Annotated in this window: 17 protein-coding genes; 13 read left to right on the top strand and 4 right to left on the bottom strand. The window is 69.6% G+C overall.

The features are described from left to right. Nucleotides 1-226 precede the first annotated feature (226 nt). The 4 genes from CS062_RS01400 (at nucleotide 227) to CS062_RS01385 (ending at nucleotide 4,635) form a co-directional block, all read left to right on the top strand. Nucleotides 227-1,636, top strand: a complete 1,410-nt coding sequence (locus CS062_RS01400) for an NAD(P)/FAD-dependent oxidoreductase (RefSeq protein ID WP_099859693.1) — start codon at nucleotides 227-229, stop codon at nucleotides 1,634-1,636. Continuing rightward, nucleotides 1,633-2,460, top strand: a complete 828-nt coding sequence (locus CS062_RS01395; RefSeq protein ID WP_099859692.1) for a DUF1365 domain-containing protein — start codon at nucleotides 1,633-1,635, stop codon at nucleotides 2,458-2,460. The genes CS062_RS01400 and CS062_RS01395 overlap by 4 nt, the downstream gene beginning before the upstream one ends. A 115-nt stretch (nucleotides 2,461-2,575) precedes the next feature. Continuing rightward, on the top strand, nucleotides 2,576-3,973 hold the full coding sequence (locus CS062_RS26715) for an SAM-dependent methyltransferase (protein ID WP_099859691.1): 1,398 nt from the start codon (nucleotides 2,576-2,578) through the stop codon (nucleotides 3,971-3,973). Between the two features lie 119 nt (nucleotides 3,974-4,092). Then, complete coding sequence (locus CS062_RS01385; RefSeq protein ID WP_099859690.1) at nucleotides 4,093-4,635, top strand: GAF domain-containing protein; 543 nt, start codon at nucleotides 4,093-4,095, stop codon at nucleotides 4,633-4,635. A 24-nt stretch (nucleotides 4,636-4,659) separates the two neighbouring features. Here CS062_RS01385 and CS062_RS01380 read toward each other — a convergent pair whose 3' ends face one another. Then, the gene (locus CS062_RS01380) at nucleotides 4,660-5,100 is read right to left on the bottom strand and encodes a hypothetical protein (protein WP_233217866.1); all 441 of its coding nucleotides are present in this window, start codon (nucleotides 5,098-5,100) and stop codon (nucleotides 4,660-4,662) included. Between the two features lie 159 nt (nucleotides 5,101-5,259). Continuing rightward, nucleotides 5,260-5,619 (bottom strand): hypothetical protein, encoded by a 360-nt coding sequence (locus CS062_RS01375; RefSeq protein ID WP_099859689.1) that lies wholly within the window; start codon nucleotides 5,617-5,619, stop codon nucleotides 5,260-5,262. 244 nt (nucleotides 5,620-5,863) lie between these two features. On the opposite strand from CS062_RS01375, the gene CS062_RS01370 reads away from it, so the two are divergent. From CS062_RS01370 to CS062_RS01365, 3 genes are all read left to right on the top strand, one after another. Further along, the gene (locus CS062_RS01370; RefSeq protein ID WP_099859688.1) at nucleotides 5,864-6,082 is read left to right on the top strand and encodes a hypothetical protein; all 219 of its coding nucleotides are present in this window, start codon (nucleotides 5,864-5,866) and stop codon (nucleotides 6,080-6,082) included. Between the two features lie 164 nt (nucleotides 6,083-6,246). Beyond that, nucleotides 6,247-6,411: a hypothetical protein gene (locus CS062_RS26575; RefSeq protein ID WP_175538227.1), complete on the top strand. Its 165-nt coding sequence runs from the start codon at nucleotides 6,247-6,249 to the stop codon at nucleotides 6,409-6,411. 123 nt (nucleotides 6,412-6,534) lie between these two features. After that, on the top strand, nucleotides 6,535-8,217 hold the full coding sequence (locus tag CS062_RS01365) for an NAD(P)/FAD-dependent oxidoreductase (RefSeq protein WP_099859687.1): 1,683 nt from the start codon (nucleotides 6,535-6,537) through the stop codon (nucleotides 8,215-8,217). Between the two features lie 18 nt (nucleotides 8,218-8,235). On the opposite strand, the gene CS062_RS01360 is transcribed toward CS062_RS01365, so the two are convergent. Together CS062_RS01360 and CS062_RS01355 are read right to left on the bottom strand one after the other, a co-directional pair. Continuing rightward, nucleotides 8,236-10,083, bottom strand: coding sequence for a hemolysin D (locus CS062_RS01360; RefSeq protein ID WP_099859686.1), 1,848 nt, complete (start codon nucleotides 10,081-10,083; stop codon nucleotides 8,236-8,238). Between the two features lie 140 nt (nucleotides 10,084-10,223). Continuing rightward, the gene (locus CS062_RS01355; RefSeq protein WP_158238635.1) at nucleotides 10,224-11,369 is read right to left on the bottom strand and encodes a lytic polysaccharide monooxygenase; all 1,146 of its coding nucleotides are present in this window, start codon (nucleotides 11,367-11,369) and stop codon (nucleotides 10,224-10,226) included. A 224-nt stretch (nucleotides 11,370-11,593) separates the two neighbouring features. Here CS062_RS01355 and CS062_RS01350 point away from each other — a divergent pair, with 224 nt between their 5' ends. The 6 genes from CS062_RS01350 to CS062_RS01325 form a co-directional block, all read left to right on the top strand. Further along, nucleotides 11,594-12,544, top strand: a complete 951-nt coding sequence (locus CS062_RS01350; protein WP_099859684.1) for a LysR family transcriptional regulator — start codon at nucleotides 11,594-11,596, stop codon at nucleotides 12,542-12,544. 33 nt (nucleotides 12,545-12,577) lie between these two features. After that, entirely contained in the window at nucleotides 12,578-14,014 is a 1,437-nt protein-coding gene (leuC, locus tag CS062_RS01345; RefSeq protein WP_099859683.1) for a 3-isopropylmalate dehydratase large subunit, read from the top strand. 25 nt (nucleotides 14,015-14,039) lie between these two features. After that, nucleotides 14,040-14,690, top strand: a complete 651-nt coding sequence (leuD, locus tag CS062_RS01340) for a 3-isopropylmalate dehydratase small subunit (RefSeq protein WP_099859682.1) — start codon at nucleotides 14,040-14,042, stop codon at nucleotides 14,688-14,690. A gap of 7 nt (nucleotides 14,691-14,697) precedes the next feature. Beyond that, nucleotides 14,698-15,816, top strand: a complete 1,119-nt coding sequence (leuB, locus tag CS062_RS01335) for a 3-isopropylmalate dehydrogenase (RefSeq protein WP_099859681.1) — start codon at nucleotides 14,698-14,700, stop codon at nucleotides 15,814-15,816. A 128-nt stretch (nucleotides 15,817-15,944) separates the two neighbouring features. Then, on the top strand, nucleotides 15,945-17,075 hold the full coding sequence (asd, locus tag CS062_RS01330) for an aspartate-semialdehyde dehydrogenase (protein ID WP_099859680.1): 1,131 nt from the start codon (nucleotides 15,945-15,947) through the stop codon (nucleotides 17,073-17,075). A 296-nt stretch (nucleotides 17,076-17,371) separates the two neighbouring features. Further along, nucleotides 17,372-17,881, top strand: a 510-nt coding sequence (locus tag CS062_RS01325) for a FimV/HubP-related protein (RefSeq protein WP_368372842.1), incomplete at its 3' end; no start/stop codon positions are given.

Raw genomic sequence — 17,881 nt, 5'->3', positions numbered from 1 at the left:
CCTCGCCCGGCCGGGAGGCCGGGGCGGAGGTCGAATCGTCACGACGCGGGGTGCCCATGGGACCTGATACGCGGCGGACGGCGGGTCGGATCATCGCCGGGTCGCGCCGGAACCGCCATGCGGGCGACCCTCGCCCCAACGGACGTCGGAGTCGGATCGCCGGTTTGGGGGCGGCGATCCAAATCCGGTCGGTTCGCGTACAAGCGCCAAACCCCAGGACGCGACGATGCCCGGCTCAGACACCCTCCCGCCCGACCTCCCCAGCCCGCCGGACGGCCGGCCGCTGCGCATCGCCGTCGTCGGCGCCGGCATCTCGGGCCTGTCCTGCGCCTGGCTGCTGTCCGGGCGCCATGACGTCCAGGTCTTCGAGGCGGACGGCCGCATCGGCGGCCACAGCCACACGGTCGATGCGCCGGATCGCGGGGCGACCGTGCCGGTCGATACCGGCTTCATCGTCTACAACGAGCCGGCCTATCCCAACCTGAGCGCGCTGTTCCGCCACCTGGCAGTGCCGACGCGCGCCTCGGACATGTCCTTCGCGGTCAGCCTGGACGGCGGCGCGCTGGAATACGCCGGCACCGACCTGAACGGCCTCTTCGCCCAACGGTCCAACCTGCTGCGCCCGCGCTTCTGGTCGATGCTGCGGGAGCTGCTGCGCTTCTACCGCGAGGCGCCGCAGGATGCCCAGGCCAGCGGCGACCTGACGCTGGACGACTACCTCGACGCGCGCGGCTACGGCCGCGCCTTCCGCGACGACCACCTGTACCCGATGGGCGCGGCGATCTGGTCCTCGACCGCCGCCGACATCGGCCGTTATCCGGTCGCCGCCTTCGTCCGCTTCTGCGAGAACCACGGCCTGCTGCGGGTCAGCGGGCGGCCGGTGTGGCGCACCGTCGACGGCGGCAGCCGCGAATACGTGCGACGCCTGACGCAGTCCTTCGCCGACCGCATCCATCGCGACGAACCGGTCATCGCCGTCGCGCGCGAGCAGGACGGCGTGCGGCTGCGTACCCGGCGTGGCGCCTGGACCGCGCCGTTCGACCAGGTCGTGCTGGCCACGCATGCGGACCAGTCGCTGCGCATGCTGCTCGCCCCCAGCGCCGCCGAGCGACGCCTCCTCGGCGCCTTCCCCTACACCCGCAATTTGGCCGTGCTCCACCGCGACCCGGCGCTGATGCCGCGCCGCCGGGCGGTCTGGTCGAGCTGGAACTACCTCGCCTCACGCCACGGTGAGACGGGGCAGGCGGCGCCAACGGTGACCTACTGGATGAACCGGCTGCAGCCGCACCTGCCGCAGGGGCCGGGCGCGGAAGCGCTGTTCGTGACGCTGAATCCGGCCGTCCCGCCGCATCCCGACCACCTGCTGCGCACCGAGGTCTACGAGCATCCGCGTTTCGACGCGGCCGGCATCGCCGCGCAGCGCGAGCTCTGGTCGCTGCAGGGCCGGCAGCGCACCTGGTTCTGCGGCGCCTGGTTCGGGTCCGGTTTCCACGAGGACGGCCTGCAGGCCGGCCTGGCAGTGGCGGAGGCCCTGGGCGGCGTGCGCCGGCCCTGGTCCGTGCCCGACGAATCGGGCCGCATCCACCTGCCGCGCGGCGCGACCGGCCTAGCCGATCTGACCGGGGTGGCGGCATGAGCGCCCCAAGCACGCCAAGCGCCTCCGCGCTCTACCGCGGGCGGGTGATGCACCAGCGGCTGCGGCCGCTGCGTCATCGGCTGAGCTATCGAATGTTCTCGATGCTGCTGGACCTGGACGAACTGCCGGCGCTCGACGCGCGGTTGCGCTGGTTCTCACTGGGGCGGTTCAACCTCTTCAGCTTCCGGCCATCGGATCACGGCGACGGACGCGCGAGCGACGCGGCCGGGCTGCGCGCCTGGATCGACGCGCAACTCGCGGCGGCCGGCCTGCCCACCGGCGGCGCGGTGCGGCTGCTGACGATGCCGCGCCTGCTCGGCTACGCCTTCAATCCGCTGAGCGTGTGGTTCTGCGACGCGCCGGACGGCACGCCGCTGGCGATTCTCTACGAGGTCAACAACACCTTCGGCCAGCGGCACGCCTATCTGATCGAGGTCGATCCGGCCCAGCGCGCCGCGCCGCTGATCGAGCAGCGCAGCGACAAGCGCCTGTACGTGTCGCCCTTCCTCGGCATGGCGCTGCAGTACCGCTTCCGCATCGAGCCGCCCCGCGAGGCGATGTCCATCGGCGTCAGCGTGCATGAGGCCGACGGCGCCGCGGTGCTCCTTGCCCGGCTCGATGCGCGCCGCGCGCCGCTGACCGATGCCCAGCTGCTGCGGCTGCTCGTCGCCTATCCGCTGCTGACGTTGAAGGTCGTCGCCGGCATCCATTGGGAAGCGCTGCGGCTGTGGCTCAAGGGCGCCCGGCTGCATGAGCGGCCGGCCGCGCCGGCCTTGCCGCTGACCGTGGTGCGGCGGGACGGCGCCACATCGTCCAGGCCCTGACCGCGACCCCGCCCCGATCGACGCGGCGCGGTCCGACCGCGCCCGACCCCGGGACTGTTCTTCCCGATCCGGAATTTTCGAGACCGAGTTTCCTCGACCGACCCGCGAGACCCTCATGCATCACGACACGAGTTCGATCCTGACCGCGCCTTGCGACGACCCGTCGACGGCGGCCACGCTGGCGGGCGATCCGCTGCCCGCGTGGCAGGCGCCGCTGCGCCGGTGGCTGGCGCGGGTTCGGCAGGGCCGCCTGACGCTCATCTGGCCGGATGGCCGGCGGATCGAGGTCACCGGCCCCGCGCCGGGACCGCGTGCGGAGTTGCGGCTGCATCGATGGCGGCCGGTGCTGCGCCTGCTGATGCAGGGGGACCTGGGGCTGGCGTTCTCCTACCGCGATGGCGACTGGAGTTCGCCCGACCTGACCGCGCTGCTGATGTTCGGTGTCGCCAACGAGGCGGCGCTGGCCGGCGTGACCGCGACGCGGGGCCCGGCGCGCTGGCTCGCGCGATGGCGGCATCGCGCCAATGCCAATACGCGGCGCGGCAGCCGTCACAACATCGCCGCCCATTACGACCTGGGCAACCGGTTCTACGCGAAGTGGCTGGACGACTCGATGCTCTATTCGAGCGCGATCTACGGCGGGGATGAGATCGCCGCGGCGGAGGTGTCCGGCGCCGGGCCGACAGCGAAGGCCTCGAGCGCCGAGGCGACCGCGCCCTTCGCGCCGACCGCGTCCGTCGCACCCTCCGCGTCCTTCGCCGCGTCCGGGGGCGGGGCCGCTGCGCCCGCCGACGGATCGCTGGAGGCCGCGCAGGCGCGGCGGCTCGACCGCATCGTCGAGTTGCTGGACTTGCGCGCGGGTCAACGGGTGCTCGAGATCGGCTGCGGCTGGGGCACGCTGGCGGCGACCCTCGCCCGGCGCTGCGGGGTGGAGGTCGTCGGCGTGACCCTGTCGACCGAGCAGCTCGCCTTCGCCCAGCAGCGCGCGGCCGAATGGGGTGTCGCCGCGCAAGTCGACCTGCGGCTGCAGGATTACCGCGACATCCAGGGGCACTTCGATCGCATCGTCTCGATCGAGATGATCGAGGCGGTCGGGGAGGCGTACTGGCCGACCTACTTCGCCACCTTGCGGGATCGGCTCAAGCCGGGTGGCCTGGCGGTGCTGCAGGCGATCACGATCGACGAGGCGCATTTCGAGCGCTACCGCGCCAGTCCCGACTTCATCCAGCGCTGCATCTTCCCCGGCGGCATGCTGCCGACGCCCGAGCGCATGGCCCAGGAGGCGGGCCGCGCCGGCCTGGGCTTCCACACCGAGGCCCGCTTCGGGCGCGACTACGCGAGGACGCTGGCGGAATGGCGCCGCCGCTTCCTGGCTGAGTGGCCGGCGATCGAGGCGCAAGGCTTCGACCTGCCGTTCCAGCGGCTGTGGACCTACTACCTGAGCTACTGCGAGGCGGGGTTCCTGGCCGGGCGCGTCGACGTGGGGCTCTATCGCGTGACGCGCGGGGCGTGAGTCCAGGCGCCTCGCTACAAGCGGTAACCTCCGCGCGCCCGTTCCACGGGGGGCACCGCGGGGCGGATGAGTAGCATCGACCGCTTGTCTCCGCGTCTTTCCTTCCAGCCTTACGCCCGATGTACGACCGTCCGTTCACCGCCCATTCCCTCGATGTCGCCATCTCCGAGTTGCTGGCTGCCACCTCGGACGGTTTCGATCCGGAGCTCGATGCGCGCATCACCCAGGTGCTGCGCGGCCTGCGCGAGCAACTGGGCATGGACGTGGTGTTCGTGTCCGAGTTCCTGGACGGCGAGCGGGTGTTCCGCTTCGTCGACGGCGAGTCGGAGATCGGCGTGCATGTGGGCGATTCGGCGCCGCTGGAGCAGAGCTACTGCCAGCGCATCGTCGAGGGCCGCGTCCCGCAGCTGATGACGAACGCGGCGGCGCTGGCCGAAGCGCTGCAACTGCCGCCGACGCCGATCCCGATCGGCGCCCACCTGAGCGCGCCGGTGGTGCTGTCCGACGGCCGCATCTTCGGCACCGTGTGCTGCTTCAGCGCCCACCCGAATCCGGGCCTGCAGACCGAGGACCTGTCCCGCCTCAAGGGCTGCGCGCGCCTGGTCGCCCGCAAGGTGGAAGCGCAGGACTTCCTGGACACGATGCCGTTCGAGAACGATTGAGCGGCGACGGTCCATCGCCCCGGATCACTTGAGCTTGTGATCCTCCCGCTTCGCTTCCTGCATCGCCTCGGGTTCGAGCTCCTCGGCGGCGCGGTTCAGGCGGATGAACAGGCCCCAGCCCGTCAGCAGCACGCCGACCGCCAGCACCATCGCCGCCGCGTGCAGCAGCAGCGTCGAGTTCGAATGCGCCGAGCGGAAGGTGGCCACCAGCGCCTCGACCGCGAGCGCGACCACGATCACCACCATGAAGCGCGACAGGAAGCGCCGCACCCGCGTCGGCGCGCTGATGTGGGCGCTGCGGATCACCTCCTCCTCGGTGATCGTCTGAGCGATCTGCAGCGCCACCACCGCGGCCGCCAGCACGCCCATCGCCTCGATCACGAGTTGCGCGGCCTCGTCGTTCCAGTCCAGGTGCAGCGCCATCCAGGTTTCCTTCGCCGCGATGGCCAGCAGCAGCAGGGCCATGACGGTGAACAGCAGCGCCAGCGCCGCATGCACGACCGAGAAGCCGCGCAGCAACAGCGGGACCGCCTCCTCGGGCGGCCCGGGATCGTGCTGGTCGGCAGGTGGAGGCGGAGGCGGTGCGGCGGGTTTCATGCGGTGGGAACGCGGCGGGCTGGCCGGTCAGTTCCGGTCGGGGCGGATCGGCAGCGCGCCGGAGGGCTCGGCGGCTTCGGTGACCCGGCCGCTGGCCCTGCGGCTCGACGGTGCCGGGCGCTCGGCGCGCGATGGAGCCGGGGCGTCTGCCCGCGGCTCGGGGGACTCGACGATCGGGGGCGATGCGGTCGGCGCCGGCGTGACTGCGGGCGCGGGCGTCGACGCCGGCGGCTGCTGGATCTGCGCCGCGTCCAGCGGCGGCCCGACCACGCCGGACTGCTTGCGACTGGCGCCGGAGGAGGGCGGCGGCTCCTGCGTCTGGGCGATGGCCGCCGCGGCGACGACGGTCACCGACGCCGTGATGAGGGCGATGCGGAGGTGCTTCATGGCCGATTCCCTTCGAGGTCGAATCCTGGCGAGGCGGACGAGGCTTGCCATGCGCCGGTCGGGACACCGGCAATCGGCGGGCCCGGCCCGGCGCGGATCGACGCGGATCGGCATGGCCGGCCCGCGGAACGTGCGCGGATCGTGCGCTCTGCGTGATCGAGTGCCGCCTTGCGGTCGAAGGAGGCTGGTACCCTGCGCCGAGCGACTCGCCGTTGAGACCCGCCACGACCAGAAGGACGCCGCCGTGAAGACCATCGACGAGATGTTGAACCTGGACCTGATCACGCGCGAACAGCATCAGGAAATCGATGCCTGGATCGCTCGCTCCGATTCGCCGGAGGACATCCTGGCCATGCCGGCCGCGCTCTGGCAGGCGGTCGAGCGCGCCAGCGAGGTCATGGGCGTGGATGCGGACCTGCTGCGCCCGCCCGCCCTGGATGCCGGCGGCCATGGGCTGGAGTGAGCCGGGCACCCGCGCCGCCACGCCGAGCCGCCCGCGACGCGTGTAAACTCCCGCCCTTCACCGTATTTCCGACGCTGCTCAAGGCAACCGGTCGCCCGCTCGGGCCCGAGGCCGGCGAGTCTGTGACTTCGGGCAGGTGTCTCTCGTTCATTACCGGAGCCAACATGGGCAACAAGATCGTCACCGAAGCCGACCGCAAGGCTTCTCCCCGTCCCGCCGCGCCCAAGGGCGTGACCGTCACCACGCACCGCGGCCAGAAGAGCAGCCTCGAGCGCGGCTCGCACACCCGCTCGAAGAAGAACCCGGGCAAGCGTCCGCACTCGGGTTGAGGTCGCGGGGAGCAAGACCCCATCGACCCGACAACAGGCCCATGCCTCCCGGCGGGGCCTGTTTTGTTTTCTGCGACGTCCGGCGGCCCGCCGCGACCTCGCCCTGCTGCCCGATCAATCGCCATGATCCGCATCAACGAACTCCGCCTGCCCCTCAACCACCCCGAGGAGGCGCTGCGCGCCGCCGTGCTGGAACGGCTCGGCATTCCCGACGCGCAACTCACCGCCTTCACCGTCTTCAAGCGCAGCTATGACGCGCGCAAGAAGACCGCGATGGTGCTGATCTATTCCGTCGACTGCGAGGTCGGCGATGTCGCCGCCGAGGCCGCGCTGCTCCAGCGCCACGCGGGCGATGCCCACATCAAGCCCTCGCCGGACACCCGCTACCAGTTCGTCGGCCATGCTCCGGCCGACTTCCATGCCGGCGACCGCCCGCGTCCGGTGGTCATCGGCTTCGGCCCGTGCGGCATCTTCGTCGCGCTGATCCTGGCCCAGATGGGCCTGCGACCGATCGTGCTGGAGCGCGGCAAGCAGGTCCGCGAGCGGACCAAGGACACCTGGGGCCTGTGGCGCGAAAGCGTCCTGGATCCCGAATCGAACGTCCAGTTCGGCGAAGGCGGCGCCGGGACCTTCTCCGACGGCAAGCTCTACAGCCAGATCTCCGATCCGCGCTTCCTCACCCGCAAGGTGCTGACCGAGTTCGTCAAGGCCGGCGCGCCCGAGGAGATCCTCTACGTCAGCAAGCCGCACATCGGCACCTTCCGCCTGGTGAGCATGGTCATCAAGATCCGGGCCGAGATCGAGCGCCTGGGCGGCGAGATCCGCTTCCAGCAGAAGGTCACCGACCTGCTGATCGAGCCCGGCGCCGATGGGCAGCGCCATGTGCGCGGCGTGACGCTCGCCTCGGGCGAGCAGATCCGCGCGGACCATGTGGTCGTCGCGCTCGGCCACAGCGCCCGCGACACCTTCACGATGCTGCATGCGCGTGGCGTTTACATGGAAGCCAAGCCGTTCTCGATCGGCTACCGCATCGAGCATCCGCAGTCGATCATCGACAAGGCGCGCTTCGGCCCCAATGCCGGCCATCCGATCCTGGGCGCCGCGGACTACAAGCTGGTCCACCACGCGAAGAACGGGCGCTCGGTCTACAGCTTCTGCATGTGCCCGGGCGGCACGGTGGTGGCCGCGACCTCGGAGCCGGATCGCGTCGTCACCAACGGCATGAGCCAGTACTCCCGCGCCGAGCGCAACGCCAATGCCGGCATCGTCGTCGGCATCTCGCCCGAGGACTACCGCCAGGACGGCAGGAAGGACGGCAGCGCCGTCAACCCGCTGGACGGCTTCGCATTCCAGCGCTATTGGGAGTCGCGCGCCTATGAATTGGGCGAGGGCGGCTACAAGGCGCCGGCCGGCCTGGTCGGCGATTTCATCAAGCGTCAGCGCAGCACCGCGCTGGGCGGCGTCGAGCCGAGCTACAAGCCCGGCGTCACGATGACCGACCTGCAGCAGAAGGGCTTCGGCAGCCTGCCCGAGTACGCGCTCGACGCGATCCGCGAGGCGCTGCCGGCCTTCGAGCGCCAGATCCGCGGCTTCTCGATGAACGACGCGGTGCTGACCGGCGTGGAGACCCGCACCTCCTCGCCGCTGCGGATCACGCGCGGCAAGGACTACCAGAGCCTGAACGTGCGCGGCCTGTTCCCGGCCGGCGAGGGCGCCGGCTACGCCGGCGGCATCATGTCCGCCGGCGTGGATGGCATCGAGGTCGCCGAGGCGGTAGGCAAGGCGATGCTGGGCCTCCTCGACTGAGGCGCCTGCGCCGGCCGCTCAGCGTGGCGGCGACGGGTCCAGCGACCACTGTCCACTGGGCTGGTTGGGATCGCCGCTGCGGGTGAGGTAGGGCGACTCGCCGGACAGCCACAGATACTGGTTCCAGTAGAGGTTGCGCAGCCCCATGCCGGCCCGCGCCGGCGCCACGCTGAACGAGGCCTCGGCCGGCGACGCGTACAGTTTCACCGCGCCGGTCGCGGCGCGATAGCTCAGGAACAGGTCGCTCTGGTCCGCCGCCCGGAACCAGGAGGCGCCGCCGGCGCCGGATACCTGGACGAACTCCACCGGCGTCCCGGCCCGGTTGTAGAGCCAGGCGTTGTCGACCAGTCCGTCGGGCGCCGTCATCGTCTGCTGGTTGGCCAGGCTGCGCAGGCGCACCCGGTTCCCGCTGTCCGCTGCGGGGATGGGCGGCTGCCAGTTCCCAGGCGCCGGCAGCCAGCTCTGGTCCTTCCACCGCCAATAGAAGGGCAGGCGCAGCTGTGGATCGGCCAGGTCGCCATAGCCGTCCTGCGCCTCGATGTTGAACAGGCACTGCCGGCGATCCTCCTCGAGCTGGCGCACGCGCACCATCTGGTCGCCGGAGGGCTCGCCCAGGCCGCGCATGCAGTCCGCCACGCTGCGGCCAGGTCCGCGCTGGTTCTGCGCCAGCACGTAAGTGGCGTCGCGGTGGGCCGGCTCGTCGTACCAGGCCCGCATCGCCTGCTCGTCGAAGCTCATCCAGTTCCTGGCGATCGCCTCGGCCTCCTCGTTCGCCTTGGCCTCGCGCTGGCCGTAGGGAGTGCCCATCGTGCGGATGAAGGCGGCCCACAGGTCCTTGCTGGCCTCCAGCGCGACCAGCGCCGGCACCTTCATGTTGCTGGGCTTGTAGCCGGACCAGCCGCCTTGCAGTTGCGTGCCGGGACGCCAGATGACATCGCCGCTCGCGTAGGTCAGCAACTGCCTGTCGTCATGGGTGTGCTGTTCGGAACCGGCAGCGCACAGGTAGCTCTTGACCTGCAGCAGGCGCTCCAGGTTGGAGCCCGGGTCGCGGACCGTGTGCTCGGTGCTGAAGGAGTCCTGCAGCAGGTGCGCCGCCCGGCCCATCAGGTAGTAGTTGCGGTCCACGGCGTAGGACGTGCTGTAGGCGCCGCCGTCCCAGGTCCGCATCTGCGCGCGCGGCGCCATCGCGGCCGCCACGAAGTACCGCACGAAGCGCTGGCGCGACTGCTGCGCGGCATTCACGCCGCCGTCGCCATTGCGGTCGTCGTAGCGGCGCATGAAGTGGTCGTATTGGACGTCTGGCGGCTCCTGCGCCACCGCGTCGAAGCAGTCGAACTGGCCCAGACGACCCTTGGCGACGTTGGTGCCGCCCAGGTCCACCCAGCGCTCGCCCAGGATGGCGTCGAAGACGAACTGGTAAGTCGACTGGTAGCGCTGGTCCGGATAGGGCAGGGCGCGCAGCCGCGCCAGCTCGGCCTGCGTCGACGCGCCGCTCAGGTCCAGGTTCTTCGCCCGTCCCTGCGTCCAGTTGCGCCGCGGGTCCTGCGGGTCGGTCGGCATGATGGGATCGCCGCCGGTCAGCTCCAGCGCCGCCAGCCGCGTCAGCCATTCATGGCCCATCGGGATGCCGTTGCCCAGGCCTACCCCGGCGCCGCTTTGCGTGAAGGCGTAGGTGCCCGCCGGGGGCAGCGCCGTGGCGATCGCCAGCGCCACCGGCCAGAGGCCCCATCGCGGCCGGACGTGCCGCCGCCAGCGCTCGCGGTGCGGTCCTGCGGGCGCGCGGCCGGTCGAGGTGCCAGGATGAGTCGCGGCGGCCCGGGTCGAGGACAGGAGCGGCCGCCGGTCGGCCGGGGTGGGCAGTGCCATGGTGAGAGCCTCCACGTGAAAGGGTGGAGCCACTCTCGGCCCGCGGGCCTTCCGAGGCACCCGGCGCCGGACCGGGGCGGGGCCTCGGAATGTCCGAGCCGGGCCTCGGTCCGGCGCGGGGATGACTCAGGGCGCGGTCATCAGATCGCCTGCCACAGCGTCGGCGAAGAGGCCGGCGTCCAGCCCGCGCCGACGTAGGCCGTGTGCGCCTGCAGGCAGCGGTAGCTCTTGCCCTGGTAGCTCACCACCTGGCCGACCGTGTAGCTCGCGCCCTCCGTCCAGGTCGTGCCGGGCGGGTTGGTCGGCGGCGTCGTCGGCAGGACGACGTCCATCGCGTAGCTCGCGCCCGAGTTCGCGTTCTGCAGGTAGACGTCCATCACCGTCGCGCCGCTGGGCACGACGACGGTGCCGCCCTGCAGCGTGCCGACCTTCAGGTAGCCGGAGGTCTGGTTGGCCTTCGTCGCGATCTGGCCGAGCCACACCGACTTCGTCGCCGCCGCGCTCAGCGACACCGAGATCGTCTCCAGGTCGTTGCCGGCGCTGTTGAACACCCGCAGCTTCACCTGGCTGCCGGCGGGCAGGTCCTGCGCCGCCGAGACCTGGCCGATCTGCTTGAGGTCCGACGGCGTGCCCGGCGGCGTGCTGCCGCCGCCGAAGTCGACGTCCGAGCAGGCATAGAAGGCCTCGGTGCTGTCCGCGCGCTGCCAGACCGAATACAGCACATGCCGGCCGGTCCGCTTGGGCAGGCTCAGCTTCATCGTGTAGGTCTTGCCGGAGGTGACGATCTGCTCCGGCCCCAGCTGCTGCACCTGCTCCAGATCCGACCAGCGCAGGGAGGACGTCGTCGGGCTCCAGCCATCGCGCGTCAGGAAGAAGGTCCAGTTGAGCGAGCGGTGCGGCGCGGTGGCGTTGTAGCGGTATTCATACCGGCCGTCAGCACCCGGCGAATAGGCGGTCGCGGCCCAGTCGCCGCGGGCCAGGTCGAAGCCCTTGAACTTCTCCTGCCCACCGGCGCAGATCTTGAGGTCGGGCACGACTGCCTTGTGGTTGCCATTCGCGGCGGCCTGGTTGACGCCGTTCCAGTCGTAGATGGCTTGCTCGCCGCCGTAGGCGATCGCGGCCTGGCAGGCCGGCAGCGACGGGTTCTTGTAGCAGTTGTACTGGCGCGAGATCGGAAACTCGGGCGCGCCATGGGCGAACGCGGTGCTCTGGGCGAGCATCGCGGTCATGGCGGTCGAGAAGGTGGCCAACGCGAACGCGCCGGCGGTTCGGGCTCGGGATTGCATGCAAGTCTCCTGATTGAGAAGTTGGATGCCTCGATGAAGTGGCCCGACACCACACCAAAGCAGGACCACCATAGGACCTGATGCAGACCAATACAAGCCAAACAACGGTAACCACCGTCGCTGAAAATTTTTAAGCTTTCGTTTGGGGCGAAGGAATTATCATGAACGCCCAGAGTCTTGCTCTCTGAGCGAAGGCTACAGTGCAACCCAGCCGCCGCGGAACCATGCGCCTCGACCTCACCACCCTGAACCTCGTGTTGGCGATCGAACAGACCCGCTCCATCACCCGTGGGGCCGAGCGCGAACATCTGGCGCTGGCCGCGGCCAGCAAGCGGATTTCCGACCTGGAGACCCGGCTGGGCGTGCAGCTCTTCGAGCGCCGCGCCCGTGGCGTGGAGCCCACCGAGGCCTGCCGCGCGCTGGTGCGCCACATCCGTTCGCTGCATGCGTCCTTGCATGCGCTGGAAAGCGAGGTGGTCGAGTTCGCCCGCGGCATCAAGGGCCACCTGCGCATCGCCGCCAATGCCGGTGCGATCGCCGAGGCGCTGCCGCCGGACCTGGCCGCGTTCTCCCAGGCGCATCCCCAGATCCGCATCAGCCTGGAGGACCAGACCAGCGCCGAAGTGCAGGCCGCCGTGGCCGAGGGCCGCGCCGACGTGGGCGTCTTCACCACGCCGCTGCTGGATAACCGCCTGCAGACCTGGTCCTACCGCACCGGCCGGCTGGCGGTGCTGGTGCCGGCGGCCCACGAGCTGGCCGGACGCGAGTCGGTCAGCTTCGACGACCTGCTCGACCATGACCTTGTCGGCCTGCACAGCGGCGCCGCGGCGCAGGAACTCATGATGCAGGAGGCCATGACCCGCGGCCGCACGCTCAAGGCGCGGTTGCAGGTGCGCGGCTTCGATGCGATCGCCCAGCTGGTCGAGGCCGGCATGGGCGTCGCGGTGCTGCCGGATGCGCCGGCACGCCGTTTCGCCCAGGTCTTCGACGTCCGCCGGTTGACGCTCGATGAAGCCTGGGCCCAGCGCGACTATGTTCTGGGTGTGGCCCGCCAGGAGCGGCTGCCCACCGTCGTGCAGCGCTTCGTCGACGCGCTGTGCCCGGCCGCCAGGAACGAGGCGGCCGCCTCGACCCCGGGCTCGTCGACCCCCGTTTCCAAGGGCGCTTCCCGGTGAAGCGTCATTCCTGAAGTGATGGAGAGCCATCCCATGATCGCCAACAGCTCCAACGCCGGTGCGCCGCGCACCCTGTACGACAAGCTCTGGGACGAGCACGTGGTGCACACCGAGGAGGACGGCACGTCCGTCCTGTACATCGACCGCCACCTGGTCCACGAGGTCACCAGCCCGCAGGCCTTCGAGGGCCTGGACCTGGCCGGCCGCAAGGTCTGGCGCCTGTCGGCCAACCTGGCCGTCAGCGACCACAACGTGCCCACCACCGACCGCAGCCAGGGCATCGCCGATCCGGTGTCCCGCCTGCAGGTCGACACGCTGGACAAGAACTGCGACCGCTTCGGCATCACGCAGTTCAAGATGAGCGACAAGCGCCAGGGCATCGTCCATGTGATCGGCCCGGAGCAGGGCGCCACGCTGCCCGGCATGACCGTCGTCTGCGGTGACAGCCACACCTCCACCCATGGCGCCTTCGGCGCGCTGGCCCACGGCATCGGCACGTCCGAGGTCGAGCATGTGCTGGCCACGCAGACGCTGCTGGCCAAGAAGGCGAAGAACCTGCTGATCCGGGTCGAGGGCCAGGTGATGCCCGGCGTCGGCGCCAAGGACATCGTGCTGGCGATCATCGGCCGCATCGGCACCGCCGGCGGCACCGGCTACACGATCGAGTTCGCCGGCAGCGCGATCCGCGCGCTGTCGATGGAAGGCCGCATGACCGTGTGCAACATGGCGATCGAGGCGGGCGCGCGCGCCGGCCTGATCGCCGTGGACGACACCACGATCCAGTACGTCAAGGGCCGCCCGTTCACGCCCACCGGCGTCGAATGGGACCAGGCGGTGGCGTACTGGCGCACGCTGCATTCGGATGAGGGCGCCCGCTTCGACGCGGTCGTCGAGCTCGACGCCGCGCAGATCCGCCCGCAGGTCACCTGGGGGACTTCGCCCGAGATGGTCCTGTCGATCGAGGACCGCGTGCCCGATCCCGACAAGGAGAAGGACGCCGTCAAGCGCGGCGCCATCGAGCGTGCGCTGCAGTACATGGCGCTGGAGCCCAACAAGCCGATCAACGACATCCGCATCGACAAGGTCTTCATCGGCAGCTGCACCAACAGCCGCATCGAGGACATGCGCGAAGCCGCGGCCGTGGTCAAGCGCTTGGGCGGCCGAGTCGCGGCCAACGTCAAGCTGGCGCTGGTGGTCCCCGGCTCCGGTCTGGTGAAGGCGCAGGCGGAGGCCGAGGGCCTCGACCAGATCTTCAAGGCCGCCGGCTTCGAATGGCGAGAGCCGGGCTGCTCGATGTGCCTGGCGATGAACGCCGACCGGCTCGAACCCGGCGAGCGCTGCGCCTCCACCAGCAACCGCAACTTCGAAGGCCGGCAGGGCGCCGGTGGCCGCACGCACCTGGTGAGCCCGGCGATGGCCGCGGCCGCCGCGATGGAAGGCCACTTCGTCGACGTGCGCCGCATCGCCTGAGCCCGAGGACCGACAGGACACCACCATGGACAAGTTCACCGTGCACCAGGGCCTCGTGGCCCCGATGGACCGCGAGAACGTCGACACCGACGCGATCATTCCCAAGCAATTCCTGAAGTCGATCAAGCGCAGCGGCTTCGGCCCGAATCTCTTCGACGAGTGGCGCTACCTCGATCACGGCGAGCCGGGCCAGGATCCCGCCAGCCGCAAGCCCAATCCGGACTTCGTGCTGAACCAGCCGCGTTACCAGGGTGCGTCGATCCTGCTGGCGCGAAACAACTTCGGCTGCGGCTCCAGCCGCGAGCACGCCCCCTGGGCGCTGCAGCAGTACGGCTTCCGCGCGCTGATCGCGCCGAGCTTCGCCGACATCTTCTTCAACAACACCTTCAAGAACGGCGTGCTGCCGATCGTGCTGCCCGACAGCCAGGTCGCCCGGCTCTTCGACGAGGTCTTCGCCTTCCCGGGCTACCAGCTGACGGTGGACCTGGAGCGCCAGGTCGTGGTCAAGCCCGATGGCGAGGAGCTGCCCTTCGACGTCCAGCCGTTCCGCAAGTACTGCCTGCTCAATGGCTTCGACGACATCGGCCTGACGCTGCGCCACGCCGACAAGATCAAGGCCTTCGAGGCCGAACGCATCGCCACCAAGCCGTGGCTCAACAACCGAATTACTCGCTGAGGACCTCATGAAGATCGCAGTCCTGCCTGGTGACGGCATCGGCACCGAAATCGTCGCGGAGGCCGTCAAGGTCCTGAACGTGCTCGAGTTGCCGCTCGAGATGGAGACCGCGCCCGTCGGCGGCGCGGCCTACGAGGCCGCCGGCCACCCGCTGCCCGAGGCGACGCTCAAGCTCGCGCTCCAGGCCGACGCGGTGCTGTTCGGCGCTGTCGGCGACTGGAAGTACGACAAGCTCGAGCGCGCGCTGCGGCCCGAGCAGGCGATCCTGGGGCTGCGCAAGGCGCTGGGCCTGTTCGCCAACTTCCGCCCGGCCATCTGCTACGAGCAGCTCACCCATGCGTCCAGCCTGAAGCCGGAGCTCGTCGCCGGCCTGGACATCCTGATCATTCGAGAGCTCACGGGCGACATCTATTTCGGTCAGCCCCGCGGCCGCCGCACCGCCGTCGACGGCCACTTCCCCGGCAGCGAGGAAGCCTTCGATACGATGCGCTACTCGCGTCCCGAGATCGAGCGCATCGCCCACGTCGCCTTCCAGGCCGCGCGCAAGCGCAACCGCAAGGTGACCTCGGTCGACAAGGCCAACGTGCTGGAGACCTTCCAGTTCTGGAAGGACGTGGTGACCGAGGTCCACCGCGACTATCCGGACGTCGAGCTCGAGCACATGTATGTCGACAACGCCGCGATGCAACTGGTCAAGGCGCCGAAGAAGTTCGACGTGGTCGTCACCGGCAACATGTTCGGCGACATCCTGTCCGACGAGGCGGCGATGCTGACCGGCTCGATTGGCATGTTGCCCAGTGCCTCGTTGGACAAGAACAACAAAGGCCTGTATGAACCGAGTCATGGCAGCGCCCCAGACATAGCAGGAAAGGGGATTGCCAATCCGCTGGCTACAATCCTGTCCGCTGCCATGATGCTCAAGTTCTCCCTCAACCAGCCCGAAGCCGCCGCTCGCATCGAGTCGGCGGTTCAGTCCGTGCTGGCCCAGGGTCTGCGTACCGCGGACATCTGGAGCGAGGGCACCCAGAAGGTGAGCACCCGCGAGATGGGTGATGCCGTCGTCGCCGCCATTGCGTCCAGCAAGGGCACGACCGCCATTACCACGACCAAAACCATCAAGAGCTAGTCCGCTCCGGTTCGTCTCGCCCCCACTCACAAACCCGGCGAAGCGAGCCGGGCAGGCTCCCCAGGGTTTGTGACGGTGTTTGGGCGACATGCCCGGCCAGCAGTGCCGGGCCTCTTCAAGGAACGCAAATGACGACTTTGGTTGGACTGGTGGGTTGGCGCGGCATGGTCGGCTCCGTGCTGATGGACCGCATGGCGCAGGAGCGCGATTTCGACCTGATCGAGCCGCTGTTCTTCAGCACCTCGAACGCCGGCGGCACCGCCCCGGCCTTCGCGAAGAACGAGACCGCGCTGCGCAGCGCCTTCGACATCGAGCAGCTCAAGCGCTGCGAGATCATCATCACCTGCCAGGGTGGCGATTACACGAACGAGGTCTACCCCAAGCTCCGCGCCGCGGGCTGGAACGGTCACTGGATCGATGCCGCGTCCTCGCTGCGCATGGCCGACAACGCGGTGATCGTGCTGGATCCGGTCAACATGCCGGTGATCAAGAACGCGCTGGCCAAGGGCGGCAAGGACTGGATCGGCGGCAACTGCACGGTGAGCTGCATGCTGATGGGCGTGGGCGCGCTGTACAAGGCGGGGCTGGTCGAGTGGATGTCGACGCAGACCTACCAGGCCGCCTCCGGCGGCGGCGCGCAGCACATGCGCGAGCTGCTGACCCAGTACGGCACGCTGAACGCCGCGGTGCGTCCGCTGCTGGATGATCCCAAGAGCGCCATCCTCGAGATCGACCGCCAGGTCATCGCCAAGCAGCGCGCGCTGTCCGCCGAGGAAACCGCCAACTTCGGCGTGCCGCTGGGTGGTTCGCTGATTCCGTGGATCGACAAGGACCTGGGCAACGGCACTTCCAAGGAAGAGTGGAAGGGCATGGCCGAGACCAACAAGATCCTCGGCCAGGGCGAGGGCTTCGGCTCGCCGGCCGTGCCGGTCGACGGCTTCTGCGTGCGCGTGGGCGCGATGCGCTGCCACTCGCAGGCCCTGACCTTCAAGCTGAAGAAGGACGTGCCGCTGGCCGACATCGAGGCCATGATCGCCGCCGACAACGAGTGGGTGAAGGTCGTGCCCAACACCCGCGAGGCCACGATCAAGGACCTGACGCCGGTCGCGGTGACCGGCACGATGACCATCCCGGTGGGCCGTCTGCGCAAGCTGGCGATGGGTCCGGACTACCTGGGCGCGTTCACCATCGGTGACCAGCTGCTGTGGGGGGCGGCCGAACCCCTGCGCCGGATGCTGAGGATCCTGCTGGATCGCTGAGGCGGTCGGCCTGGAAGCGGTGGCGTGTCACCGCTTTTTTTCGTTCCGATGAGGGAAAGCGAGCACTCCGCCCGCGTTGCCTTCTAGCGACAAGGCCGTAACCACCTGTGAATCGAGGCTGGCTCATGGATGTTATTCATGAGCTACCTCAGCAACGATGCGTATATGCTTGCCACCGTTGTGATTTTCTACCGCGGGATAGGCAGGGAGCCTGCGCGGCGCATGAGTCGCACAACAACAATACGTCATGACGAGCGGTCCTCCGGGTGGGCCGCTTTGTTGCTTTGGGGGACGCCTTGAAAAAACATGCGAGCGCATATGCGCGTTTTGCGCTGAGCCAGGTGGCCGCGGTCACTGCATTGGGACTGGCGGCGGGCTCTGCCTGGGGTTTGGGACTGGGGAAACTGACGGTGCAGTCGGCGCTCGGCGAAACGCTGCGCGCCGAGATCGACGTCAGCAGCCTGAGCCCTGAAGAGGCGAGCTCGCTGAAGCTGCGCGTCGCTCCGCCCGAGTCCTACCGGGCCTCGGGCCTGGACTACAACGCGGTGCTGGCCAACACGCAGGTGCAACTGGCCCGCCGTTCCGACGGACGTCCCTATCTGCGCCTGTCCAGCGACCGCGCGGTGCAGGAGCCCTTCGTCGACGTCATCCTCGAACTGAACTGGTCCAGCGGCCGCCTGACCCGTGAGTTCACGCTGCTGTTCGATCCGCCGAGCAACAACGTCGCGCGTCCGGCCGAGCCGACCACCTCGCCGGTGATCTCGGCGCCTGCGCCGTCGCCCGCGGTCGCGCGCACCCAGCCGCCG

The sequence above is a fragment of the Roseateles chitinivorans genome, assembly GCF_002761755.1.
In the GTDB taxonomy this organism is placed as follows: Bacteria; Pseudomonadota; Gammaproteobacteria; order Burkholderiales; family Burkholderiaceae_C; genus Roseateles; species Roseateles chitinivorans.
Note: the sequence above shows the minus strand (reverse complement) of the source record. Positions and strands in the feature narration are given on the sequence as shown.

Coding starts and splice junctions, on each gene's coding strand:
- CS062_RS01400 (WP_099859693.1), top strand. CDS start 227: ATGCCCGGCTCAGACACCCTCCCGCCCGACCTCCCCAGCCCGCCGGAC.
- CS062_RS01395 (WP_099859692.1), top strand. CDS start 1,633: ATGAGCGCCCCAAGCACGCCAAGCGCCTCCGCGCTCTACCGCGGGCGG.
- CS062_RS26715 (WP_099859691.1), top strand. CDS start 2,576: ATGCATCACGACACGAGTTCGATCCTGACCGCGCCTTGCGACGACCCG.
- CS062_RS01385 (WP_099859690.1), top strand. CDS start 4,093: ATGTACGACCGTCCGTTCACCGCCCATTCCCTCGATGTCGCCATCTCC.
- CS062_RS01380 (WP_233217866.1), bottom strand. CDS start 5,100: ATGGCCCTGCTGCTGCTGGCCATCGCGGCGAAGGAAACCTGGATGGCG.
- CS062_RS01375 (WP_099859689.1), bottom strand. CDS start 5,619: ATGAAGCACCTCCGCATCGCCCTCATCACGGCGTCGGTGACCGTCGTC.
- CS062_RS26575 (WP_175538227.1), top strand. CDS start 6,247: ATGGGCAACAAGATCGTCACCGAAGCCGACCGCAAGGCTTCTCCCCGT.
- CS062_RS01365 (WP_099859687.1), top strand. CDS start 6,535: ATGATCCGCATCAACGAACTCCGCCTGCCCCTCAACCACCCCGAGGAG.
- CS062_RS01360 (WP_099859686.1), bottom strand. CDS start 10,083: ATGGCACTGCCCACCCCGGCCGACCGGCGGCCGCTCCTGTCCTCGACC.
- CS062_RS01355 (WP_158238635.1), bottom strand. CDS start 11,369: ATGCAATCCCGAGCCCGAACCGCCGGCGCGTTCGCGTTGGCCACCTTC.
- CS062_RS01350 (WP_099859684.1), top strand. CDS start 11,594: ATGCGCCTCGACCTCACCACCCTGAACCTCGTGTTGGCGATCGAACAG.
- leuC (WP_099859683.1), top strand. CDS start 12,578: ATGATCGCCAACAGCTCCAACGCCGGTGCGCCGCGCACCCTGTACGAC.
- leuD (WP_099859682.1), top strand. CDS start 14,040: ATGGACAAGTTCACCGTGCACCAGGGCCTCGTGGCCCCGATGGACCGC.
- leuB (WP_099859681.1), top strand. CDS start 14,698: ATGAAGATCGCAGTCCTGCCTGGTGACGGCATCGGCACCGAAATCGTC.
- asd (WP_099859680.1), top strand. CDS start 15,945: ATGACGACTTTGGTTGGACTGGTGGGTTGGCGCGGCATGGTCGGCTCC.